The sequence below is a fragment of the Dyadobacter sp. NIV53 genome (genome assembly GCF_019711195.1).
In the GTDB taxonomy this organism is placed as follows: domain Bacteria; phylum Bacteroidota; class Bacteroidia; order Cytophagales; family Spirosomataceae; genus Dyadobacter.
The window spans coordinates 3,533,535-3,558,089 of record NZ_CP081299.1 but is presented as its reverse complement, the minus strand read 5'-3'; the positions used below and the strand labels follow the sequence as shown (position 1 = coordinate 3,558,089).

Below are 24,555 nucleotides of genomic sequence, written 5' to 3'. Positions count from 1 at the left end.
TTCGCAGGCAGCAATAAATATCCGAGTAATGTGCAGCTAAGTTCTGGCATGTTCCGGCGGAACATTTAGTCGGTAGGAAAAAAACGAATTAAAACAATTTCAGGCTTGCCATAGCTACGCTTAGTGTTTGTCAATTAAATAATCACCAAACGTTACGATGGAACGAAGAAGTACTGTCTCATTATGTTATTGCTACATACCAGGTCTACCAATGGAAAATGCTTTTGCCGGATGCATTGCATTGATTTCTAATTCTAATGCACTTATTTTTAACTGATTTTATTTATTTACCCGGGACGATTTAATTGTTTTTGATCGTCAATTACTTAAAATATGGCTCAGATTGTTTCTTTTGGTGAAGTGCTTATGCGACTTTCCACTCCTGGTTTTTCCCGTTTTGAACAAGCACGTCAATTGAATGTTACGTATGCTGGCGGCGAAGCAAATGTTTCATCTGCGTTGGCATATTGGGGACATCATACTGCACATGTAACACGTTTTCCTGATTCGCCGATTGGCAGGGCAGCGGCACAATATCTTCATTTTCATGGAGTTGATATTTCGCACATAATTTATGGCGGGCCGCGTATGGCCGTTTATTTCCTGGAAACAGGGACTGCATTAAGAGGAAGCCAGATCGTTTACGACCGTGCTAATTCTTCTCTTGCCGAAATAGACCCGAAAGAAATTAACTGGGATGAAATCCTGAAAGATGCCAAATGGTTTCATTGGGCCGGAATTACACCTGCATTGTCACAAGGAGCTGCTGATGCCTTGCTGAAAGGTATAAAAACCGCATGTAAATATGGATTGAAGGTATCCGGAGATATTTTTTACCGCGCCAATCTATGGAAATATGGGAAAAAGCCATCTGATATTTTGCCCGAACTGACCGCCGGAACCGACATTGTGATTGCCAACAAGGAAAACATTCTTGAAATTTTTGGCATTGAAGGAAACGATTTTGTTGAATCGAGTGTCAACTTACAGAAGGCTTTTCCGCAGGTAAGCAAAATTATTGATACGAAAAGGACTTCAATCAGCGCTTCTCACAATCTGTTGCGGGCCATGATGTGGAATGGTAATGAATTACTGGAAACAGCTGATATTGAGATCAATCCAATTATAGACCGTGTAGGCGGAGGCGATGCGTTTATTGCAGGTTTGATCCATGGTTTGATCTCTTTTGATGGTGATGACCAGAAAGCACTCGAATTTGGTGTAGCCGCATCAGCATTGAAACATACGATCGAAGGAGATGCTTTAATATCAACCATTGCAGAAGTAGAAGCGATCCGGCAGGGAGAAACCTCAGGCAGGATAAAGAGATAATAGAAAAGGAATATTCAATGCTCAATTTTCAATGTTTAAGTAAAGCTCTGAACATTGAAAATTGTAAGTTGAATATTTAAGATGTTAAAAAAGCTAACCGCTGGCAGCTTATAGCTAAAATAAATATGAACAGAGAAACAACATTGGTACTTCTGAACGAAGTAGGCGTATTGCCGCTTTTTTATCATTCTGATATAGAAGTGGTTAAAGAAGTGATAAATGCAAGTTACCGCGGAGGTGCACGTGTATTTGAATTTACCAATCGCGGTGAAAATGCCTACAATGTTTTTGTGGAACTGCTGGCTTATGTAAAAGAAAGCCTGCCGGGATTATCGCTTGGAATTGGCACGGTATATGATGCTGCAACAGCGCGGAAATTTGTTGATGCCGGTACAGATTTTATCGTTACACCTTGTCTTAATCCAGAAGTCGGGCAGGTTTGCGCCACTGCAAATATTCCCTGGATACCGGGAATCAGCACGCTTACCGAAATTTATAACGCACAGCAGGCAGGAGCGGAAGTCGTGAAGTTATTTCCGGGTGATGTAGTAGGTTCAAAATTCGTGAAGGCGATAAAAGGGCCTATGCCAAATGTGAAAATTATGGTAACCGGCGGGGTACAGCCAACCAAGGAAAGTATTGAAGAATGGTTTGGTGCCGGAGTTTATGCAGTGGGGCTGGGTTCTAATCTTTTCCCAAAAGATATTCTTGCAGAAGGAAATTATAGCTGGATACAACAGAAAGTGGCTGAAAGCATAACATTGGTAAAGGATTTCCGGAAGGCAGTGTAAATATTATTTTCAAAAAAATTATCAGGGATTATTCGGAGTAAATGGCTCTGTTTAATTCCTGTTTTTGCTTAATGGCAATCCTGTCAAATTTGCCCTAAGATCAATTCTTGTTAACTTCGCTTCGAATCAGTTTTATAATTACCAATGAGTGAAATTTCATCTGCCCGAAAAATACATTTTATATCGATAGGAGGAAGTGTAATGCACAACCTTGCTATCGAACTTCATCTGAAAGGCTTTATCATAACCGGCTCTGATGATGAAATATATGAACCGTCTGTAAGTCGCCTGGTTAAATATGAATTGCTGCCGGCGATGACAGGATGGTTTCCCGAGAAGATAACTTCCGACCTGGAAGCAGTAATATTAGGCATGCATGCCCGGCAGGATAATCCGGAGCTTGCCAAAGCGAGAGAACTTGGTATTAAAATTTATTCATATCCAGAATATATTTTTGAACAAAGTGAAAATAAACAGCGCGTTGTGATAGCCGGCAGCCATGGAAAAACTACAATTACTTCCATGATCCTGCATGCTTTAAAATTCAACAACCGCATTTTTAATTATCTGGTTGGTGCACAGATTGAAGGTTTTGACAACATGGTTAAGTTGTCCAATGAAGCGCCGTTAATTGTGATCGAAGGGGATGAATATTTTACATCTCCGATTGATCTGACACCCAAGTTTATGCATTATCAGCCGCATATTGCATTGATCAGCGGTATTGCCTGGGATCATTTCAATGTTTTTCCAACCTGGGAATTGTATGTAAAACAATTTGAATCATTAGCGGATTCCTTACCGAAAGCAGGTGCGATTATTTTTGATGAAACGGATGATATGCTGGATGTAATAGGCCAGAAAGAAAGGCCTGATGTTATAAGCACGCCTTATAATGTCCATCCGAACAAAATTGTTGACGGAAAAACGATCCTGATTACCAGCGAACTGGGCGAGGTCCCTATTTTAGTTTTTGGCGATCACAATATGAAAAATATAAGCGGTGCGCATGCAGTTTGTGAGCGGATCGGCCTCACGGATGAAGAATTTTACAATGCAATCCGCACGTTTAAGGGAGCATCAAAACGGATGGAATTGCTTGGCAAAAATTCGGATACACTTGTTTATCGTGACTTTGCACATGCTCCGTCAAAAGTGGGTGCAACGACGTCTGCTTTGAAAGAGCAATTTCCCGAGCGGACGTTGGTAGCCGTAGCCGAATTACACACATTCAGCAGCCTTAATAAAGAGTTTTTAAAACAATACAGAAGAAAACTAAATGCTGCTGATATTGCTGTTGTCTATTTTAATCCGTTGACAATTGAACACAAAAAACTTGAAGCGCTTACGGAAGAAGATATTAGAACTGCTTTTAAACGGGATAACCTGGAAATTTTCACAGATTCCAGTAAGCTTGCTGATTTTCTGAAAACACAGGACTGGGAAAATTCGAATTTATTACTGATGAGCTCCGGGACTTTCGGAGATATGGATTTGAAAGAATTGGTAGAGGAAGTTTTAAAATTGGGTTAAAGGATTGACCAGGTTTAAATGGTCAAAAGGCTAACGGTCAAATTATAAATCTTAAAAGTTACTAAATGCGTTCTATTGTTGTTTACTGTGGTTCAAATATGGGCAAAAGCCCGGTTTATGGTCAAACTGCTTATGCGTTAGGCGAAGAACTTGCCCGCAGGCAAATCAGGTTAATTTATGGTGGGGGAAACATGGGACTTATGGGCCGTGTTTCTGATGGGGCTATGGAAAACGGAGGCTCCGTAACAGGAATTATTCCAAATTTTTTGGCGAAGCTGGAAGTAGCTCAAAAAACGCTGACCGAACTGCATTTGGTTGATACAATGCATGAAAGAAAAGCCAAAATGGTATCTATTTCTGACGGCGTTATTGCACTTCCGGGTGGATATGGCACATTCGATGAGCTGTTTGAGATTTTGACATGGGCTCAATTACAAATTTTTGACGGGCCGGTTGGCCTGCTTAATATCAACGGGTATTATGACTTGCTTCTTTTACAGCTTGATAAAATGGTAGAAGAAGGTTTTTTACATACTAATAACCATCAGTTACTTGTTGTGGCAGGAGATGCAGTTACGCTTCTGGATAAAATGGAAGATTTCCGTTTGCACAATAAAGGAAATAAGCCGCTTGATAAGTCGTTATATGTTGATAATAACAGACTGGAATAACTGTTTTTTAGATTGAAACATTAATCCGGCGAATCCGAATACTGCACTACTACAATATCCTCTAATAAAATGATGCGAATCTTATTACTTCTGATTATTGCTTCTTCGGTTTTTACAACAACTCATGCGCAACTGGAAAGCCTTGGGAAAACCGTAAATACAGAATATAACGAGATTTCCCCGACGATCTCTCCGGATGGAAAAACGATCTATTTTTCGAGGGTAAGTCATCCGCAGAATACGCATGGAGCAAAAGGAAGCCAGGATATATGGTATTCGGAGCTAAAAAATGAAGTCTGGACCCAGGCAAGGAGGTTACCTGCTCCGCTAAATAAGGAAGATTATAATAGTTTATACAGTATTACACCTGATGGCAACACGCTTTTAATCAAAGGCGCTTATAAAAACGGCGTTTATGAAACGCGTGGTTTTTCAACGAGTAAAAAAACGGCGCGGGGCTGGGCGGCTCCAAATAAAATTGACATTCCCGGCTATTCGAAAATAAGTAAAGGGCAGTTTGACTGCGGATACCTTTCAACTGACGGAAAGGTATTGGTAATGTCTTTTAGCGAAAAGAAGAACAGTAAAGTCGATGATCTTTATGTAAGTTTTAAACAAAAAGACGGCTCCTGGTCAAAGCCATTGAACTTGGGGCCGGAAATAAACAGTGAAGAATTTACAGAAACTACGCCATTCCTGGCTCCGGATGGCGTAACTCTGTACTTTTCGAGCGACCGAAAAGGCGGGCAGGGAAGCAACGATATTTACTATAGCAAACGTATTGACAAATCCTGGAAAAGATGGAGCCGGCCGGTGAATCTGGGCCCTGCAATTAATACACAGGGATATGACGCGTATTACACCATATCAGCCATTGGGGATTATGCCTATATGGTATCTTTTGAGGGAACTGAGGGAAAAGGTGATGTTGTAAGATATGATCTCAGGCCCAAGCCAACTCCTGGAGATACTGCCGAAGCACCAGTTGCTACGCTTCCCACATCTGATCCTGTTGCGATGATCAGCGGAAAAGTGATTAATTCCAAAACCGGGAAACCGGTAGAGGCTACCATTATTTATGAAGATCTTGACAGTGGTGAAGAAGTTGGAACTGCAACTACTAATCCAACAACCGGGGAGTATAAGATCGTACTTCCAAAAGGTAAAAAGTACAGCTTTCGTGCAGTGGCCACGGATTTCATAGCAGAAGGTGAAAACATTGATCTAACTGATTCAACGGCTGATGGGAAGTCAAAGGATTTCAGTGATATCGGTAATAAATCTTTAAAGTTGATTCCGATTGAAGAAGGCCAGATTGTACGATTGAACAACATATTTTTTGCCACCGGAAAATCTGCACTGACAACCGAGTCTTATCCGGAGCTGAACCGGATTGCTAATACTTTGACGGAAAACAAAACACTTACGATCGAACTGGGCGGGCATACAGACAACGTGGGTGGTGATGAATTTAACCTTAAATTATCACAGGACCGTGCCGATTCTGTTCAGGAATATCTGATTGGAAAAGGAATTGAACCCGATCGTGTGGCTAGTAAAGGTTATGGCGAAACCATACCTGTGGCTAAAAATGACACACCGGAAGGGCAAAGGCTCAACCGGCGTGTAGAATTCAAGATTTTGAAGAAATAAAAGTTTCTTTTACCTGATTGGTTTTTGATTCTTTTCTCCATTTTGTCTTCAACCCAAATACGAATCTGAGTACATTGAATTGCCTGATCAGAAAATGATATAATACCAGGCATATCATAAAAGTGGCAATACACAGATAACCGAACTTCAACGCTACAGACAACGACGAATTGATCAATGGATATGCCAGACAAATAATGACTGTTTGGTGTAAAATGTAAAAAGGGTAAACGGCTTCATTGGCATATTTTAAAAACCTGTTCGAGAATTGCAGATAAGTGTATCCATATCCGAAAATACACAGCAGAACACACCATACATTGGTCGTTTGTATGACCGGATACAAATATCTTTCCCAGTCATAATCTTCCCTGTCGTTAGCCCAGTACGCCGCATACAGGATTATTGTAAGCGTTATCCAGATTCCCAGCATTAATTTCCGGTGTTTCTTTAACGTCTCCCAAAATGTTGTTTGCGTGCATAAAACAAAGCCGGAAATAAACAGGGTTAATGAATGAAAATGATTATTCCAATCGTGGACCAGGTTGTGCGTAGTCGGATATTTATCAAGAAACAGATTTCCTGTAACATGCCAGATCACCGGAATGATTATGAGTAAAGCAGGATTGCTGAAAAATCTCGCCCATTTCGCCGTCATTTCTTTTTGGCGGCGAATAAAAAGCAATAGCGGTAATGCTAAAACGGAATAAAAGAAAATATAGACGAGATACCACAGATGATGCCAGCTGAAACTTCCTTTGGGATAAGGCTGAAATTGAAAAACCGTTTTGTAGAACTCCGCATAAGAATAGGTTTGCCCCTGGGTTAGGCGTTCAAAAAAGATTTGCGGAGGAACAATTACAAACATCCCGAACAGAAGCGGAATAAATATCCTGATAAATCTTTCGCCCAGAAATGACCCCGGGGTCCTGTTTTCCAGAGCAAAATAAACACCCGCTCCTGAGATCATAAACAGGAGAGCCATACGCCACTGGTTTGTGAAGCGCATAGGCCATTCTACTGCGTGCGTAACTACGTTGTTTTTGATATGCCAGTCCCAGTAGTTGAAAAACATACCAACGTGGTAAAAAATCAGAAGAGCAAACGCGATGACACGAAGCCAGTCCAGGTCATAACGGCGAAAGGAAGATGATTGTAAGTTTTTAAATCCGGAATTTTCCATGACTATTATTTTTAATGAATAGCCAAAATTAATTGTCGAAAAATGGTGAAAAGTACGTTTTTATCAGCTCGGCGTACTTCCCGATAGATCAGAACATGTGCAACCGGCTACTTTATGCTTTGTTTTTTGAATTCAGAAGGTGTAAACCCGGTTATTTTTCGAAAGGAAGTATTAAATGCAGATTTTGAATTGTAGCCAACCATCTGGGCGATTTCTTCGATTTTAATATAATTGCTTTCCTCAGATACAAGCAACCTTTGAGCCTCTGTAATTCTGTATGAAGCCAGAAAGTCAAAAAAAGACTGATTCAATTCTTCGTTCAGAATTTGTGATAAATGATGAGTGGAAATGCCAAGACGTTTTGCCAGAACCGGAAGGGAAAAACCAGGATCAAGAAACGGTTTTTCGACATCCATTACTTCTTCCAGTTTTTTTAGTGTTGTATTTTGTAATTCAGGTGTTAAAGATGATTTCTCATATTTTTTTATTGTTTTTGCATTTGTTTCATGAAAAAACATGGATTTACTGAATACAGAGACACTTATGGTATAAATGATAAGGGAAATAAAAGCTGCTATAAGATGGTCTCCAAGATCGTGCGGAAATGTTAACCGTACAATAAAAAAGATAATTACAAGGATCAGTAATTGCAGGTGTAGTTTTCTATACCATGAAAGTGAATTATTTTCACGGGTAAAAAATGATAGTCCCTGTTTTTTGAATGCTTTGTTCAGGAAAATAAAAGTACCGATATCATAAGATAAGATACTGATGAATGTCATATCAGTGAGGTGGCGTTTTAGAAAAAACATCCAATGTTTTCCATAAACATCTGCAGGTATTGTATGCATTTCGGGATGAAAAGCGCCAAGATTATTATTGTACTTAAATTCAGGGCTTTGCGGATAAATAAGAAGGCACATGTAAATAAAATAAACCAGAGAAGGAAGAAAATGAAGCAGATCGCTTTTTTTCAAGTGCTGGTTTATACTGGTTTTAATATATAAAAATGTAAGCGGAGCCAAAAGCAGATTAACGGGTTCTGTAAAGTCGACAAGCCATATTACCCGAAACATATAATTGGTGTAACCCAGCCATACATCTGCCATAATCAGTGACATACCAAGAAGCAAAGAACCAAGAAAAATATTTGGGAATCTTTTTCCTCCGCTATTGATGATAAAAAAATAACAAAGAAAAATTCCCTGTACAGCTCCAAGCAGTATAAATAGTGAGAAAATGTCAGTCCGGATGGGGGGAAACGTTGCAGGCATATTTTTATAAATGGATATCAAAGATACAAAATCGAAATTCTATACCATCCTATACATCGTGACCGAAATTTAAGTGTATTTTTGAAGCTTAACATTATTTCATGGCAGAAAAACGATCTCCGGCATTAGGCTTTATATTCGTTACACTTTTGATCGATGTGATCGGACTGGGAATTATTATTCCGGTTATGCCCAAGTTGATCAGCGGACTTACCGGCGATAGTATTAGTGCAGCATCACAGGATGGCGGCTGGCTTTTGTTTGCTTACGCTTTTATGCAGTTTATATGTGCGCCTGTGTTAGGCGGCCTTAGCGATCAGTTTGGAAGGCGTCCTGTTTTACTTGCTTCACTATTTGGTTTTGGGGTCGATTACGTTTTTTAGCTTTTGCCCCAACCTTAGCCTGGCTTTATGTGGGGCGCATTATTGCCGGAATCCTGGGTGCAAGTTTTACAACCGGCGCCGCTTATATTGCGGATATCAGCACTCCTGAAAAACGTGCACAAAACTTTGGTTTATTAGGCGCTGCATTTGGCCTTGGATTTATAATAGGACCGGTTTTGGGTGGATTATTAGGGCAATATGGAACACGGGTCCCTTTTATCGCAGCAGCAGGTTTTTCATTTGTGAACTGGTTGTATGGCTATTTTATATTACCGGAATCACTGAAACCTGAAAACCGGAGGAAATTTGAATGGTCAAGAGCGAATCCTTTGGGATCATTTAAAAATCTGAAAAGATATCCGGTCATATATGGGCTGATTGCCTCATTGGGATTGGTTTACATTGCTGTGCATGCTGTTCAGAGCAATTGGTCATTTTACGTTATTGAAAAATTCGGATGGGATGAAGCGAATATTGGCTATTCCTTGGGAGCAGTTGGCCTGTTAAGTGCTATTGTCCAGGGTTATCTGATCCGTTTTATTATCCCGAAACTTGGTCAGAAAAGAGGAGTTTATATAGGGCTGCTCTTATATGCGGTTGGTTTTACCCTATATGCCTTTGCTACACAGGGCTGGATGATGTACCTTTTTATGGTTCCGTATATCTTGGGAAGTATTGCCGGGCCATCGCTTCAGGGAATTATTTCAACCCAGGTTGCATCCAATGAGCAGGGAGAAATTCAGGGAGCACTAACAAGCCTGCAAAGCCTGACTTCAATTATCGGCCCTCCTCTGATGACCAATCTTTTTTCATTCTATACATTACCATCTGCTCCGGTTTATTTTCCGGGAGCGCCTATGCTGATGGCGGCCGTATTAACGCTCGTAAGCGCATATCTGGCAAGAAGGAGTTTGAAAAGTAATTTTTAAAACAGAAGGTGTCTAAATCAGTAGCTAACAGGTTTGATATTTGTTAGCCGATTGCTGACGACTGATAACCTTTAATATAAAAGCACGAGAAAAATAAATACAATCAGCCACAAAGCATCCACAAAATGCCAGTATCTGGTCATGAGTTTTAGGCGGAGACGGTTAGGAGGATTGACACTGTATACAAATGAATCCACATAAGTTCGGTTTTCTAACGATTTTTTGAATAAAAGGCTCAGGTACACAACTCCGGCTACAATATGAAGCAGGTGAAGGCCGGTAAGGATATATACAAGTCCCACAGAATTGCTATTACCCATAAATGCACCGCTTTCAATCATTTCAAGCCAGCCGCTTACCTGTAATAGTATAAATGTGATTCCCAGTGTTAAGGTAGCTCCTAAAAATATGCGATAATGTAAAAACCGCTCCTGAACGAATGCCAGATTTGCTTCATGAAATGTAATACTGCTGAATAAAATAACCAATGTGCTAAGCCAGAACATATCAGGAAGAGCTACAAAGTGGCTATCTGCATTGTGCATGCGAATCAGGTAAACAAGAAATATTGTCGTAAACAGAAGCGAGCTGCCTATAATACCCAACCATAACATAAAGCCGATGGGCTCCCTGCGCTTGGTAAAAGGGTTATCCTGTAATTTGGTTGTGGGCCTCGTACTCATTTTCTTTTTTCAGAGATTTTTATTTTATAATTCGTTGATTCAAAGCAGCAAGTGAAGATAACGACATTTGTCAACCATTTGCATATATGTATTGGAATATATTTATTTTAACATACCCTGCCATATTTTATAACGCTGAAAGTAAGCTGACAAATCAATTTCTTTTTCAAAAATTCCATACAATGTTGATCCCGATCCGCTCATTGCTGCATAATCTGCACCATATTCGTACAAACTTTGCTTAATTGTCTTCAAAAGAGGGTATTTTAAAAAAAGTGCTGCTTCGAAATCATTCTTCACTTCACTCTTCCATTTTGATATAGGTTCTTTTAATAAATTTCGTAGATCATTACCCGATAATTCCGGCTTTACACCTGCGTATGCCTCTGCTGTAGAAATATGTATGCCAGGATTTATGAGAACAATCCATTTACCTGTCAGACTTAAATCAATATTTTCAAAACGGTCTCCCTTTTCGTAACAATACACTGGTTTGTTGACAACAAAAAAAGCACAATCACTTCCCAATCTACGTGCGTAATCCTGTTGTTTTTCTAAAGAAATTTTTAAATCAAATTGAGAATTTAAAACAGTTATGACAAAAGCCGCATCAGAAGAGCCGCCACCTAGCCCTGCGCCAATAGGAATTGCTTTTAATAAATGAATGGAAACAAGTGGCAAATCATAATCAGCAGCCAGTATCTGGTATGCTTTAAGACAAAGATTGTCAGATGCATTACCGGGAATAGCAATACCATCGGAGTGAAATGAAAGCTTGCCGGCCGGCATAATTTCCAATGCATCCGACCAGCCAACCGGGTAAAAGCAGGACTCTATGTTATGGAATCCATCGGATCTTTTTTCAACAATATTAAGGCCAATGTTTATTTTGGCATTGGGAAATACAAGCATGTGCTATAGCAATTTTGAAGTACCACGGCCATTTTTATTTCTGCCGTTACATTACACTTAAACGCCATCGTTTGTGAATTTACAAACGATGGCGCAGCATTGATAATGAAATAATTATTTTCCCCAGCGCCATTCCTGGCCCAGAACAAGTTCCTGTTTTAATCCCTGTGAAATAAGGAAATCACGGGTATTTGTATCTGAAAGTTTTTTTACTGCCAGCTTATCGGTATTGGCCAATGCGTATAAATACATAGAAGCAATGCGAACGGTATTTTCCAGCTGCTCCTTATTAACCAGGCTAAAATCATCACAATCGGCGTGATAGCAATTTAGTACTGATTTTTCCAACTGCCCGGATAATCCTGCTATTGGAACACCTTCCAGCATAAATGGCTGATGGTCACTATGTAAACCGGCACGATTTGCTGTTTCATTCTTATAAGTTGAATCAACATTGTGAATCGCATCGCCAACTGTTTTAATAAATCCATTCATTTCTTCCCTTCCAAAAGCATTGATACCTTTCGGGTCGTTGGTCATGTCCAGGTTCATCATGTAGCTCACTTTATCCAGTGTTCCGTTCTTTTTCAGCTCTTCCACAAAATGTTTGGAACCTAACAGGCCCTGTTCTTCACCCATAAAAAGTACAAACTGAATAGTACGTTCAGGTTTTATTTTAAGTGCCTGGAAAGTACGGGCCATATCCATTACTGCAAAAGAGCCTATACCGTTGTCAATAGCTCCCGTTGCCAGATCCCAGGAATCAAGGTGTCCGCCAATGATTATTTTTTCGTCTGATTTTCCCTTTAATGTAGCAATAACATTTCGTGCTTTAATAGGCTTGGAAACGTTGTGCATATCAATATTTGCTTCAAGCGGACCTTCATCTTTTAGCCAGATCCGTAGTTCGTTACCGCTATCATTGGAAATGCAGACAGCCGGAATAGAAATTATACTGCCTGTAACCGAGGCTGTACCGGTAAGCAAAATTTTGCCGGGAGCGCCATTTACCATAATAATTCCGCTTGCACCGTATTTAATTGCCAAAGCTGTCTTTTCAGACCTGTGCAGGTTCTTTTTGCCCGTAACACCGGAAAGGCCAATATTAGCCAGTGCAATTTTTCCTTTTATTTTATCCTTATTTGCTTCGAAATCCTCTTCGAGTCCGTTGCCTACATCCACGATTTCTCCCTGCAGCTTGGCTTCCACAGGCGAATGCGCAAGAGAAACAACCGGAACATCGCGAAAATTATCGCTGCTGCCTGGAGCTATGCTAAGTGTAACCGTATCCCGCATCCAGGATTCTACCTCGAATGACTGATAGGCAACATCTGTAAATCCGTAACTTTTCAAAAGCTTGAATGCATATTCTTCCGCTTTTTCACCATTACTGCTTCCCGTAAGTCGGTGTCCTATACTTTTCGTAGCGTCGCTCAGCGTTTGATACGCCATGCTGTTTTTTTTGACTTCATTGTCAATACGGGAAAAAGGCTTTTCCCATTTTTTGTCTCTTGAGCCAAATCCTGCAAAAAGGATAACCGCCCCACCAATTAACACAAATTGTACAATTTTTTTCATAATCCTCCTTATAGCATGATTTTGCTTCTGACTTAAAATAATATATTTCTACAGTGTTGCGGAACTCCAAGGTTAACACAATTTACACCTTAAATAGATTCCAATATTGTGAATATCTTAGTAAAAATAGTTAGATTTTTTTTAAATACGTTTTATGTAAATCGGGGTATCTTTTTCGACTAAGTTCAGGAAATTAATAACAAGTGTAAATTTTACACTTAATAGTAGGAGAATATTAAATAAATTGAACATTTTTGTACTTTTTAGCGCTTATCTTTAAATAAACATAGCTTTTCAATCACAAAAAAAATAATTAATATGTATTTCCTGGGATTCGATTTGGGCAGTTCATCTATTAAAGCCTGTTTGCTGAATGCAGATACCGGAGAGGTTGCTGCTTCTGCTTTTTATCCTGAAAAAGAAATGAGTATAGATGCTCCGAAGCCAGGCTTTGCCGAACAACAACCGGAGCAGTGGTGGGAAAATGCTTGCCTGGCTTCGCAGGCAGTGATGCAAAAAGCTGGTATTGATAAAAAAGAAGTCGGTGCAATCGGTATTTCTTATCAGATGCACGGACTTGTTGTAGTAGATAAGGATATGAACGTGCTGCGGCCATCTATTATCTGGTGTGACAGCCGGGCCGTAGAGGTGGGAAATAAAGCAATGGAAGCATTAGGAGAAGAGTACGTGCTGCCTCATTTGCTTAATTCACCCGGAAACTTCACTGCATCAAAATTGGCATGGGTGAAACAAAACGAACCGGAAGTATACGCAAAGGTGCACAAGTTTATGCTTCCCGGCGATTATCTGGCTGCACGCATGACTGGTGACGTCGTGACAACTCCTTCCGGTTTATCCGAAGGAATATTCTGGGATTTTGTAAATGACCGTCCCGCTGATTTCCTTTTTAATCATTTTGGATTTGATCCGTCGTTACTTCCTGCTGTTTTACCGACTTTCTCCGAACAAGGTCGTATTACATCCGAAGCAGCAATGGCGCTGGGTTTAAAAGCAGGAACACCAGTTACGTATCGGGCCGGTGACCAACCCAATAATGCATTTTCACTTAACGTACTGGAACCGGGTGAAGTAGCTGCAACAGCAGGTACTTCCGGCGTTGTGTATGGTGTAAGTGATCAGATCAAATTTGATCCGAAATCAAGGGTCAATACATTTTTGCATGTTAATCCTATTTCAGCAGCTTCCCGTTACGGCGTATTACTCTGCGTTAATGGTACAGGCAGCCTGAATGGCTGGCTGAGAAATGCACAATTGCAAGGAAGTGTGTCATACCCTGAAATGAATGACCTGGCAGCAAAAGCACCCGTCGGCTCCGACGGACTACTTTGTTTGCCATTTGGTAACGGAGCCGAACGTATGCTGGAAAACCAGGATCCGGGAGCCAATTTCAAAGGACTGCAATTTAGTCGTCATGGTTTGAGCCACTGGACGCGTGCTGCACAGGAAGGAATTGTGTTTGCGCTTTATTATGGAATGGAAATCATGGAAACCGTAGGTGTTTCTTTAAAAAATATCCGTGCCGGAGAAGCCAATATGTTTTTGAGCCCTGTTTTTCGTGAAACTTTTGCCAACGTTTCAGGAGCCGCAGTTGAACTGATCAATACTGATGGGGCACAGGGAGCGGCGCGTGCTGCCGGTTTTGGCCTGGGTTATTACAAAACCCGCGAAGATGCATTTGTAGGTTTGTCTGCGGTAAGAACTATTGAGCCGGATTCCAACTTAACCGAAGCAACCAAAGAAGCTTATGGGAAATGGAAAGAGGCTTTGATGAATGAATAGTTTATTTAAAATAAGCCAGGTTATACGGAAGTCAGGTTTTAAAAACTTGACTTCTCTTAAGCATTAAGATTTGTCAACTTTTTGAAAGTTGACAAATCTTTAAACAAATCCAATTACCATTATTCAGCTTTTGCTTCCTCTACTCTAAAAGCTACAATTTCAGTCACCTTTACAGTCTTGTCTTCTTTATTTTGATACTGACGATAATTCAGCCTGCCTTCAACCGAAACTTTTTTACCACTTGCCAATAAAGTTTCGCAAACCTGTGCAAGTTTTCCCCAGGCAACAACAGAATGCCAGGCCGAACTTGTTACTTCTTCTTTATTTTTATTGATATAAGTTTCATTGGTTACCACAGAGAAGGTTGCCACTTTTCCGCCTTCAAATTCCTTTACATTAATTTCGCGGCCTACATTTCCGATTAATTTTACAGAGTTCATGTTATAATAGTTAAAAGATGAATGTTTTATATTTTGAATCGTTCGTTGCGAATCGACCTGACAAAGGTGCAGGTTTAGCAAAATATTATTCGGGTATTAACTATTTACAGTCATATAAAAGCATTTGCAACCGTTTGCAAATGGAATTATTCGTTTTGTTAAAAAGAGGCAAAGAATTTTACTATCTTGCACAGATCGTTCAAAACGATCATTTTTTATCTGATAAGCGAATTTAGAATAACACAATTCATGGCAAACTGTTTGGAATGCGATAAGCCTTTAATGGGAAGGATTGACAAGAAATTTTGTTCAGATATGTGCCGGAATAGTTACAACAACAGGCTCAATTCTGATTCCTATAATGTAGTACGGAATATGAATAACCAGCTCCGGAAAAATCGACGGATTCTGGAAGAGCTTTGTCCGGATGATAAAGCGAAGACCACAAAAAATACTTTGATAACAAAAGGTTTTGATTTTAACCTCATGACCAGCATCCGTCCGACACAAAAAGGGAATATTTATCACTTTGTGTACGATTATGGTTATCTGGAACTGGATAATGATTTCTATCTGATTGTGAAGGATAACAGATTGGAAAAGTGAAGCCGGAATCTAAATCTGCAATATCTTCAAATAAATCGCTGGACATCTCATTTTTAGTAGTTTAAAAACCAAAAGCCGTTAGCAATCGGCCAGCAGCTTCAAACTTTCCAAAATAAACCTATTTTTGCACTTTGATTCAAACAACCACACCGAATGAAAAAAGTTAGTTTAAGTGATTCCGGGCCAAAAGTGTCTGAGGCAATTTATGGTTTCTGGCGATGGACGGACGAAGGTTCTGTAACTACTTCCAATATCGAAAAAACGGTTAACCTGTGTCTGGAACTTGGCATTAATACTTTTGATCACGCTGATGTTTACGGAGATCTTACGATTGAAGAACACTTTGGGAAAATCATTCGGAACAAATCTTTCAAACGGGAGGACATTGTACTTTTCAGTAAATGTGGTATCAGAACTTCGGATAATGGCAATTTAAAATATTATGATACTTCAAGAGACCATATTGTTAACAGTATAGATGGTTCCCTGAAAAGATTGCAAACAGATTATCTTGATATTTTTCTGCTGCACCACAGTGATTTTCTGACTGATCCCGAGGAAACTGCCGGAGCATTGGCTGAAATTGTGAAATCTGGAAAAGCACGGCATATCGGTGTTACCAACTTTACTGTTTTCCAGCACCAGTTATTGGCTTCTTACTTAAGAATACCGATCGTAACCAATCATATTGAATTGAACCTGATGAACACTTCGGCCATTGAAGATGGCCGGATTGACTTTATCAAGCAATGTTTCAGCAAACCGCTGGCATGGGCTCCGCTTGCAGGTGGCAAAATCCTGAATGGAAAAGACGAACAATCTGTAAGGCTAAGAGCCAAACTGGAAGAAATCGGCAAAAAATTTGATGCTAATATTGAACAGACTGCGGTTGCCTGGTTAATGAAACTGGGAACTTTGCCAATCATTGGATCTTTATCAGAAAATCGTATCAGGAATGCGGCAAGTGCTTCTGATATTAAACTCAGTCATCAGGATTGGTATGAAATTTACCAGGTTGCAACAAAAGCATTACCTGAATAAGGATGTTACTTTTGCCTGACTTCGATTTTAACATACAGGAGATTTCGATTTTTGCACATATAATTAAAAGAAGCTGACTTGAAATGCAAAAATCCTGTCAGGCGAAGTCGAAGCCCGAGCCATATTAGCCGGAAACACTTCGACTTCGCTCCTTTAGATTTAAATTATCAGTATGGGAATACGTAGTATTTTAAGACAGCCTATTTTGTTATTTAGATAATTCAATACTCCATTCTCCACCACTGTAAACTTTATATTTTTCTGAAAAACTTCCCATATTAATTCCTAACGAAAAGAATAACAGACTGTTGAAATAACCAACATCTTCGCCTTCTTTTACATCACCAAAGGTATTAACATACTTCACAACGCCTTCATAAACGTTTTTCTGGTTATTCTGAATAGATACTTTGATATCATCACCAACCTTAAACCCCAGTTTATTAAAAACTTCCTTGTCAATATTCGTCCAGACATTACCGTACTGAATATCTAAAATCGGAATTCCGCCTTTCACTTTTCCATTGCCAAATGCTGCTTTCTGATACGGTATCGTTACTACTTTTTCGGGAAGTTTGGGGCCAACTTTATCAAAAGTCATTGCTTTTGAAGCCAGCCGTGCTCCTGTAAACGCATATACATCACGGCCGTGAAATGTATAGGATTCATTGGAATTTTTGCGGCGGTTGTTTACTTCATCAATTTCGCGTACTTCCTGTATGCCAAGCTGTTCAGCAACCAGTGTAAGTGTGCCGTTATCGGGTGTTACAAAGTAATGTCCGGATTTTGTAAGCAACACAACAGATTTCCGGCTTGTGCCAACGCCCGGATCTACAACGGATACGAAAACGGTTCCTGCCGGCCAGTATGGTGCAGTTTGGACCAGCCTGTAAGATGCTTCCCAAATGTTATAAGCAGGAATTTCATGCGTCACGTCATACAATTTAAGATCTGGTGAAACGCCCATTGCCACACCTTTCATAGCAGAAACCGCTGCATCTTTTAAACCAAAATCCGACTGAAAAACCAGTATGTTATTTTGTGCAGAAACGGTGGACTTTATAATAATTAAACAGCACGTAAGCAGTAAAAAATATCTTGAAATGTATTGATTCTTCATAACTAACGGATTATCAGATTAAAATTGATTTGTAAAAATAACAGCTTGCGAATTTAATCTGGCATGACTTTTTCAAATTATGTTATACATATTTTTTCCAGACAATAATAACCTTACCTCACAGCAATATGACCGTTATTGGTGAATTAATCAAGAAAGCAATTGACATTACAGGAATGATCATTTCCGATCCTGATCCGGTACAAGCCCAAAAGGAAGTTTTGAAAGAATTGTTGGAAACCGCAAAATTCACTGCATTCGGGAAAGCTTATCATTTTAAGGATATTTTGGAAAGTGAAGATCTGATAGCAGAATTTCAGAAATCGGTTCCCGTTCATGATTATGATAAAATGAATGGGGATTGGTGGCATTATTTGCTGGAAGGTCACCAGAATGTTACCTGGCCCGGCGGTCAGCAGTTCTTTGCACTGAGTAGCGGAACGACGAGTCACAGCAAACATATTCCGGTAACTGACGACATGCTGGCCTCTATTAAAAAGGCCGGTATGAATGAAATTGCTAATCTGAAAGCCTTCGATCTGCCGGGAGAATTTTTTACAAAACAAATTCTCATGCTTGGGAGCAGTACCAATCTGATCGAGAAGGATGACCATAAAGAAGGAGAAATCAGTGGAATCAGTGCGAGTAATATTCCAGCCTGGTTTGGAGGATTTTATAAGCCGGGACGTGAAATTGCAGATATCGCAAATTGGGACGAACGTGTGAAAAGGATTGCGGAAGAAGCTGCTGACTGGGATATTGGTTGTATTTCAGGCATTCCTGCATGGGTGGAGCTCATGCTGAAAGAGATTATCAGTAACCATAAACTAAACAATATCCATGAAATATGGCCCAACCTGATGGTGTATACAACAGGCGGCGTGGCGTTTGAACCCTACCGGAAAAGTATGGAAAAGTTATTCGCACGTCCACTGATCTATATTGATACTTACCTGGCTTCCGAAGGTTTTATAGCCATCCAAAAACGACCTGAAACGGCTTCAATGGCGTTATTTCCTAATAATGGCATTTTTTATGAATTTGTGCCTTTCGATGATGAGCATGTGGATGAGGATGGTCTGGTTAAACCCGGCGCAAGAGTGTTTTCACTGGCTGATGCTGAAGAAAATGTTTCCTATGTATTGTTAATTTCAACAGTTTCGGGTGCGTGGCGTTATATGATTGGCGATACAGTAATGATTACGGATAAAGAAAAAGCTGAAATTGTTATTACCGGCCGCACCAAACATTATTTGAATGTAGTTGGCTCTCAATTGTCGGTAAACCAGATGAACGACGGATTACGTGTAATTGAAAAAGAATATGATGTAGTGATCAAGGAATTTATCGTAGCTGCCGTGCATCGTAATGACGAATATATTCACAAATGGTATTTGAGCTGTGACAAAACGCCGGATAAAATTAAAGTGGCTGAATCACTGGACAAAACGCTGAGCGAAAACAACAAGAATTACAATGTCGCCAGAGGAAAGGCACTTAAAGGTGTTGAGGTTGAGCTGATTCCGGAAGAAATTTTCTACAAATGGAGCGAAGAAACCAAGAAAATGGGTGGACAGGTGAAAATTCCAAGAGTAATGAAAGAGGAAGAATTTCTGGAATTCGGCAAGTTTGTCGAAAGTAACTTATGATTGTTCCTTTGCCTTTATCTGCTGTAATTCGAGAATACGAACCTGCTCAACAATATCATCAGGAGAGAGATACAGACGGGCAATTTTACTTTTATATTTTTCAGAAAGATCAGCGTGGTTAAGGATGAAATTTTTAGTTTGAAGAATATACCATCCAAGTCCATGATTAACTGCATAAGTATCAGCTGTTTTTTCTGCTTTTCTCAGATAGGTTGTGGAGAAAACATAGCCTAGCCCAAACCGGATAATTCCTGCAATATTTCGGTTTTCGTAATCCATGATATGGCCCAGTTCGTGTCCGATCCATCCAATCATAATATCTTTTGGGATTTGATGGATCGGAATGGCTGTTGTCGTTAACTTAAATAAAGCACTGATATTAATATTATAAGCTCTTTTTCCTTTCAAAATTATTTTAACATCAGGCTGGGCCTGCATGACTGACTTTTTAATATTTTGCTTAAAAACAAAGCTAATAGGTGTTGTTGTCAGTTCAGGATAAAAGGAAAGTGCTTTCAGAATTTCTTCTTCTATCACTTTGGGAATTACTTTATTGGTTCTGAATAACTCGAATTCAGATTTTGTGTCGGACGAAAAAGGCATATTTCAGATTCAGAATAGTAAAGTAAGCGGTTTCGCAAACTATCTGACTAAAACTGTTCCAGCATATTAACGGAGGAATCTTTAAAGCAGTAAAATTACTCTTTCAGCTTTTTTACGTCCAGTTTACGAATAATTTCCTTTTTGTTGAATAACAATCTCCAAAGCGCAAAAGATGTTTCCTGGCTTCCCATACAGGTTTTACAAATTGGATTCTCAGCCGGAACAGGAACATTATAAACGAGCAGTGTGTCATTTAGCAGCTGTACATTGTCATTCGCGGTTGCATTTGTTTTGGCGCTGTACAGGTATGCATCCAGCAGTTCTTTTTCCTTTGGTTTCAGGCCCGGATTATTTTTATCATTTTCTCCTAACAGTTCTATCTGAACGCCGTATTCTTTTTGTAACGCATTGACCAATGGTATTTTAGATAAATCTTTACAGATTTCACCCGCTTTTTCAGGATTTGCTTCCAGCTCCTTTTGCAAGGATTTTTCAACTATTTTAGCGATTTTTTTACCCCATTCATCCACGGTATAAATGAGCTGCGTATTGGTAACACGTACAATCTGGGACGCTTTGATTTCTCTGGAAAGTTCTTTGGTATTTTCCAGTCTCTTGGTATTACAAGCCGTTATTGTAAAGAGAAGAACGACAACGAGAACAAAATTTTTCATGTATTTGATTAACAAAATGATTCTTAATGGTTCAACGTAAACGTGCAAACCGGAATTCAAATATGGACTATTTTAAATCAAAAGTGTCAGTTATAGATCATGAACATTTATACATTAAAAAATTCAAAACTGAATATTGCTTATCTTTGTGCCCCAAATGACTAATGCCCAAGAGAACGTAATATCATGCTAGATAAATTAGAAGCTATAAAAGAACGTTTCGAAGAAGTTTCGCAACAAATTATACAACCCGAAATTGTTTCAGATTCTACCCGTTATTCCAAAATCAGTAAGGAATATAAGGATTTAGGTAAGATCGTTGAAAAATATGCTATTTATCAAAAGCTGCAAAAAGATATTTCCGGTACAAAAGAACTCATTGATAATGAGAAGGATGAGGAATTGAGGGAAATGGCGAAAGAGGAACTGAATGATCTGGTGCCTAAGTTTGAGGAGTTGGATAAGGTGATTAAGGAAATGCTGATTCCAAAAGATCCGAACGATAGCCGGAATATTATTTTGGAAATAAGAGGCGGAACAGGTGGAGATGAAGCATCGATATTTGCCGGAGATTTGTTTAGGATGTATCAGCGGTTTTTTGAGAAAATGGGCTGGCGTTCGTCTATTATGGATTTTACCGAAGGCACCAACGGCGGATATAAAGAAATTATCTGTAAAGTGGAAGGTGAAGATGTTTACGGAAAAATGAAATTTGAGTCCGGAGTACACCGTGTACAACGCGTACCTCAAACGGAATCCCAGGGACGTATCCATACTTCGGCAGCATCAGTTGCCGTTTTGCCGGAGGCAGAAGAGGTGGACGTTCAGATTAATATGAATGATGTTCGTATTGATACATTTATGTCGTCAGGAGCTGGTGGTCAATCGGTTAACACGACTTATTCCGCGGTAAGGCTTACGCATATTCCGTCGGGATTGGTAGTAAGTTGCCAGGATGAACGTTCGCAATTGAAAAATAAAGAAAGAGCTTTGGGTGTTTTGCGTTCACGGCTTTATGAAATCAAACTAAAAGAACACAACGATGCTGTCAGTTCTCAACGTAAATCCATGGTTGGAAGCGGCGACAGATCGGACAAGATCAGGACATACAATTACCCGCAAAGCCGCATTACGGATCACCGTATTGGTTATACAGTTCACAATCTTCCAGCTGTAATGGAAGGAGATATCGGTGAATTTATTGAAAGATTAAGGATCGCAGAAAATGCGGAACGTATGCAGGAAGGGGAGGCAGTTTAGTTTTTAGGAACGGAGATTTTTAGGACACAGAGATAAGAAGAACGGACAGGAAGAGCCACGGAGATTTATTTCTGTGGCTCTTTTTTTAATTAAGCCCTTCTGGCTTTTGCGTTATAATATCATTTTCCCGGAAACAACTCTTTATAGGTTTTCGCTTTATAAGTCTCAAAAGCCTCTTTTTTGTGGTAATTTCCACCTATAAAAGTAATGACCTCGTGAAATTCCTTTGCTTTCATATAACCTGGCAATGGCTGTATCATCTGAAATTTATCGTCTAAAAAAACCGTAGTAGGAAAACTTGGCTGATTGTTGGTCAGTGCCAATGCCAGTTCGTGGATTCCTTTTCCACCCTGTGCCAGAAATTCAAACTTTTTGCCGCCCAGTGTAATCGCTTCTTTTTGCTCGGCATCCAGTTTTACGGCATAAAATTTCCTGTTTACGTAATCAATCACAGCTTTATTTTTGAAAGTTTCCTTATCCATTACCTTACACCAGCCGCACCAGTCTGTATAAACATCAATCAATACCTTTCTGGGTTCTTTCTGGGTTTTCAAATAAGCTTCTTCGACGGTAAGCCATTGTATACCGTCAGCCGCACGTTCGGTTGAATCGGACCTGAAACCTGTTAAACCAATCACAGTCAAACAGGATATAAAAAGTACAGAAATATATTTTTTCATGGTATCTTTCATTTCATTTGTTGAACAAAGATCAGAAGAAAATAATTTTATCTAAAATATAAGTAAATGAAAGTCAGTCAGGTAATTCCGATATTAAGGATTTTTGATGAAGCAAAAGCACTTGAATTTTATGTCGGCTGGCTTGGTTTTTCAGTAGACTGGACCCACCGGTTTGATGATAATGCGCCCCTTTATATGCAGGTTTCCAACAATGGAATAGTGCTCCATCTTTCTGAACATCATGGAGATAGTACACCGGGAGGAAAAGTTTTTATAGAATGTGACGGAGTGCGGGAGCTGCATAAAGAACTGAATGATAAAAAGTATAAATATAACTGTCCCGGGTTACAGGAGGTGCCCTGGGATTCTATTTCAGTCACAGTAGTTGATCCTTTTATGAACCGGTTGGTTTTCAATGAACGGCTCAACACACAAAAGTAAAAAGCTGAGAATTTCGAACTGTAATCCTTTAAGTGTAAACGGTTCTGCTCCATAGAAGCAACCTTTTTGTAGAATCGAAATTCATCAAAATTTACCTGCGTACCGTAAGTACGCAACCATTAATCCTGCGCCAACGATATATCTTCTGCTTTTTTACTTTTTGCAAATGAAACCAGAATGCCGCCGGTTACGATCAAAGCCATACCAATAAGCATAGAAAGTGAGGGAATTGCTTCATCCATTAAAAATCCGAGGATCGATGCAAATAAAATGTTGGAATAACCAACTGCTGCAACGCGGCCCGCTTTGTCGTAGGTGAAAGATTGTGTCAGCATTTTTTGTCCCATCAATGCAGTAAGGCCAAGTGCGAGAAAGGCGAACCATTGCATAGCCGTTTGCGGCCATTTGAAAGTACCAATCAGAAAATCTAATTCTTCAATCGGATAATAGGTGCCAACCAGCATTGAAATAATCGGTAGCAGAATTCCGCTCAGCATAAAAGACAAAATGATAGCCCTCGAATCATATACCCAGCCTAATTGCCTGATCGCCAGATAGGATACAGCTGTGAGTAATGAACTTCCCAGGCCAAGTAAGTTTTCGCGCCAGGATAAAGATAAATCGGGGCGGAATACGAGCAGGATTCCCAGAAATCCGACAAAAATAGCAGACCATTCTTTCATATTTAGGGTTTCACCAAGTAGCAGCCATGAAAATAAAGCAAGGAAAATGGGATAAGTATATTGGTAAGTGGAAGCTCGGCCAAGCCCCAAAGTTTGAATTGAGTAAAAAAGCAGGTACAATGAAAGTGTACCAATTACACCGCGAAAGATAAGCAAACCGAGTTTTCCGCCGCCTTTTTGTTCAAAAGGACGCCTTCTTATACTAGACAAAATAAATATTACACCGACGATATTTCTGAAAAAAACCAGCTGGACAATATGAAATTCTTTTCCTATCCATTTTGAAATTGCGGATGTCAGTGCAAAGAAAAAAGCAGCACCTAACATGAGAAAAACTCCTTTTTGTGAGGCAGGAATAGAAAAGCGATTGGTAATAGCAGTGACCACGGGATATATTTTATTCAAATATAACATACAATGTCTTACCTTTGCATCGTTTTTGGTGCCAGCTCCCGGTTCGAACCGGGATATTGGCTTAATAGGGAATCCCGTTCAAACCGGGAGCTGTCCCCGCAACTGTAAGTCTGTAATACGTTGATCCACAACTTCATTGCCACTGTTTTTTTGAATAAACGGGAAGGCGCAGGATTAATAAGACAAGCCAGGAGACCTGCCAGAATGGATGCAAATAAAATT

Annotated in this window: 22 protein-coding genes, 1 pseudogene and 1 riboswitch; of the genes and pseudogenes, 12 read left to right on the top strand and 11 right to left on the bottom strand. The window is 39.7% G+C overall.

The annotated features are described in order from the left end of the window. Positions 1 to 333: 333 nt before the first annotated feature. From KZC02_RS14360 to KZC02_RS14340, 5 genes are all read left to right on the top strand, one after another. Positions 334 to 1,332 (top strand): sugar kinase, encoded by a 999-nt coding sequence (locus KZC02_RS14360; protein ID WP_221394716.1) that lies wholly within the window; start codon positions 334 to 336, stop codon positions 1,330 to 1,332. A gap of 125 nt (positions 1,333 to 1,457) precedes the next feature. Beyond that, a complete protein-coding gene (locus KZC02_RS14355) occupies positions 1,458 to 2,123 on the top strand; it encodes a bifunctional 4-hydroxy-2-oxoglutarate aldolase/2-dehydro-3-deoxy-phosphogluconate aldolase (RefSeq protein WP_221394715.1) in 666 nt (221 codons plus the stop codon). A 144-nt stretch (positions 2,124 to 2,267) separates the two neighbouring features. Further along, on the top strand, positions 2,268 to 3,656 hold the full coding sequence (gene murC, locus KZC02_RS14350) for a UDP-N-acetylmuramate--L-alanine ligase (RefSeq protein ID WP_221394714.1): 1,389 nt from the start codon (positions 2,268 to 2,270) through the stop codon (positions 3,654 to 3,656). A 65-nt stretch (positions 3,657 to 3,721) separates the two neighbouring features. After that, positions 3,722 to 4,327, top strand: coding sequence for a TIGR00730 family Rossman fold protein (locus tag KZC02_RS14345; protein ID WP_221394713.1), 606 nt, complete (start codon positions 3,722 to 3,724; stop codon positions 4,325 to 4,327). A gap of 72 nt (positions 4,328 to 4,399) precedes the next feature. Next, positions 4,400 to 5,980 carry an OmpA family protein gene (locus tag KZC02_RS14340; protein ID WP_229254392.1) on the top strand — a complete coding sequence of 527 codons (1,581 nt, stop codon included), beginning with the start codon at positions 4,400 to 4,402 and terminating at the stop codon, positions 5,978 to 5,980. Here KZC02_RS14340 and KZC02_RS14335 read toward each other — a convergent pair. Next, on the bottom strand, positions 5,961 to 7,163 hold the full coding sequence (locus tag KZC02_RS14335; protein WP_221394711.1) for an acyltransferase: 1,203 nt from the start codon (positions 7,161 to 7,163) through the stop codon (positions 5,961 to 5,963). The genes KZC02_RS14340 and KZC02_RS14335 overlap by 20 nt on opposite strands. A 107-nt stretch (positions 7,164 to 7,270) precedes the next feature. Continuing rightward, positions 7,271 to 8,437 carry an AraC family transcriptional regulator gene (locus tag KZC02_RS14330; protein ID WP_221394710.1) on the bottom strand — a complete coding sequence of 389 codons (1,167 nt, stop codon included), beginning with the start codon at positions 8,435 to 8,437 and terminating at the stop codon, positions 7,271 to 7,273. Positions 8,438 to 8,538: 101 nt separating this feature from the next. On the opposite strand from KZC02_RS14330, the pseudogene KZC02_RS14325 reads away from it, so the two are divergent. Continuing rightward, positions 8,539 to 9,749: pseudogene (locus KZC02_RS14325) on the top strand (TCR/Tet family MFS transporter). Positions 9,750 to 9,820: 71 nt separating this feature from the next. Here KZC02_RS14325 and KZC02_RS14320 read toward each other — a convergent pair. The 3 genes from KZC02_RS14320 to KZC02_RS14310 all read right to left on the bottom strand — a co-directional run bounded on the left by KZC02_RS14320 (position 9,821) and on the right by KZC02_RS14310 (position 12,922). Further along, positions 9,821 to 10,432: a cytochrome c oxidase subunit 3 gene (locus KZC02_RS14320; protein WP_221394709.1), complete on the bottom strand. Its 612-nt coding sequence runs from the start codon at positions 10,430 to 10,432 to the stop codon at positions 9,821 to 9,823. 102 nt (positions 10,433 to 10,534) lie between these two features. Then, positions 10,535 to 11,344 (bottom strand): 4-(cytidine 5'-diphospho)-2-C-methyl-D-erythritol kinase, encoded by an 810-nt coding sequence (gene ispE, locus KZC02_RS14315; protein WP_221394708.1) that lies wholly within the window; start codon positions 11,342 to 11,344, stop codon positions 10,535 to 10,537. A gap of 114 nt (positions 11,345 to 11,458) precedes the next feature. Beyond that, positions 11,459 to 12,922: a M20/M25/M40 family metallo-hydrolase gene (locus KZC02_RS14310; protein WP_221394707.1), complete on the bottom strand. Its 1,464-nt coding sequence runs from the start codon at positions 12,920 to 12,922 to the stop codon at positions 11,459 to 11,461. A gap of 318 nt (positions 12,923 to 13,240) precedes the next feature. Here KZC02_RS14310 and KZC02_RS14305 point away from each other — a divergent pair, with 318 nt between their 5' ends. Beyond that, positions 13,241 to 14,722 carry a xylulokinase gene (locus KZC02_RS14305; protein WP_221394706.1) on the top strand — a complete coding sequence of 494 codons (1,482 nt, stop codon included), beginning with the start codon at positions 13,241 to 13,243 and terminating at the stop codon, positions 14,720 to 14,722. A gap of 119 nt (positions 14,723 to 14,841) precedes the next feature. Here the strand turns inward: KZC02_RS14305 and KZC02_RS14300 are convergent, their stop codons facing one another. Beyond that, positions 14,842 to 15,162, bottom strand: a complete 321-nt coding sequence (locus tag KZC02_RS14300; RefSeq protein WP_221394705.1) for a single-stranded DNA-binding protein — start codon at positions 15,160 to 15,162, stop codon at positions 14,842 to 14,844. A gap of 249 nt (positions 15,163 to 15,411) precedes the next feature. Here KZC02_RS14300 and KZC02_RS14295 point away from each other — a divergent pair, with 249 nt between their 5' ends. Together KZC02_RS14295 and KZC02_RS14290 are read left to right on the top strand one after the other, a co-directional pair. After that, positions 15,412 to 15,768, top strand: a complete 357-nt coding sequence (locus KZC02_RS14295) for a hypothetical protein (protein WP_221394704.1) — start codon at positions 15,412 to 15,414, stop codon at positions 15,766 to 15,768. Positions 15,769 to 15,921: 153 nt separating this feature from the next. Then, positions 15,922 to 16,809: an aldo/keto reductase family oxidoreductase gene (locus tag KZC02_RS14290; RefSeq protein WP_221394703.1), complete on the top strand. Its 888-nt coding sequence runs from the start codon at positions 15,922 to 15,924 to the stop codon at positions 16,807 to 16,809. Between the two features lie 208 nt (positions 16,810 to 17,017). Here KZC02_RS14290 and KZC02_RS14285 read toward each other — a convergent pair whose 3' ends face one another. Further along, positions 17,018 to 17,929, bottom strand: coding sequence for an S-adenosyl-l-methionine hydroxide adenosyltransferase family protein (locus KZC02_RS14285; RefSeq protein WP_221394702.1), 912 nt, complete (start codon positions 17,927 to 17,929; stop codon positions 17,018 to 17,020). Between the two features lie 128 nt (positions 17,930 to 18,057). Here KZC02_RS14285 and KZC02_RS14280 point away from each other — a divergent pair, with 128 nt between their 5' ends. Next, on the top strand, positions 18,058 to 19,578 hold the full coding sequence (locus tag KZC02_RS14280; protein WP_221394701.1) for a GH3 auxin-responsive promoter family protein: 1,521 nt from the start codon (positions 18,058 to 18,060) through the stop codon (positions 19,576 to 19,578). Here the strand turns inward: KZC02_RS14280 and KZC02_RS14275 are convergent. Further along, positions 19,573 to 20,181: a hypothetical protein gene (locus tag KZC02_RS14275; protein ID WP_221394700.1), complete on the bottom strand. Its 609-nt coding sequence runs from the start codon at positions 20,179 to 20,181 to the stop codon at positions 19,573 to 19,575. The genes KZC02_RS14280 and KZC02_RS14275 overlap by 6 nt on opposite strands. Positions 20,182 to 20,276: 95 nt before the next feature. Further along, positions 20,277 to 20,855 carry a hypothetical protein gene (locus KZC02_RS14270; RefSeq protein ID WP_221394699.1) on the bottom strand — a complete coding sequence of 193 codons (579 nt, stop codon included), beginning with the start codon at positions 20,853 to 20,855 and terminating at the stop codon, positions 20,277 to 20,279. 186 nt (positions 20,856 to 21,041) lie between these two features. Here KZC02_RS14270 and prfA point away from each other — a divergent pair, with 186 nt between their 5' ends. Then, positions 21,042 to 22,115 (top strand): peptide chain release factor 1, encoded by a 1,074-nt coding sequence (gene prfA, locus KZC02_RS14265; RefSeq protein WP_221394698.1) that lies wholly within the window; start codon positions 21,042 to 21,044, stop codon positions 22,113 to 22,115. Positions 22,116 to 22,234: 119 nt separating this feature from the next. Here prfA and KZC02_RS14260 read toward each other — a convergent pair whose 3' ends face one another. After that, the gene (locus tag KZC02_RS14260) at positions 22,235 to 22,795 is read right to left on the bottom strand and encodes a DUF255 domain-containing protein (protein ID WP_221394697.1); all 561 of its coding nucleotides are present in this window, start codon (positions 22,793 to 22,795) and stop codon (positions 22,235 to 22,237) included. A gap of 66 nt (positions 22,796 to 22,861) precedes the next feature. Here KZC02_RS14260 and KZC02_RS14255 point away from each other — a divergent pair, with 66 nt between their 5' ends. Then, on the top strand, positions 22,862 to 23,236 hold the full coding sequence (locus KZC02_RS14255) for a glyoxalase superfamily protein (RefSeq protein WP_221394696.1): 375 nt from the start codon (positions 22,862 to 22,864) through the stop codon (positions 23,234 to 23,236). Between the two features lie 119 nt (positions 23,237 to 23,355). Here the strand turns inward: KZC02_RS14255 and KZC02_RS14250 are convergent, their stop codons facing one another. Beyond that, positions 23,356 to 24,324 (bottom strand): DMT family transporter, encoded by a 969-nt coding sequence (locus KZC02_RS14250; RefSeq protein WP_229254334.1) that lies wholly within the window; start codon positions 24,322 to 24,324, stop codon positions 23,356 to 23,358. A gap of 18 nt (positions 24,325 to 24,342) precedes the next feature. Further along, a riboswitch (cobalamin riboswitch) is annotated at positions 24,343 to 24,552 on the top strand. The last annotated feature ends 3 nt before the right edge of the window (positions 24,553 to 24,555 follow it).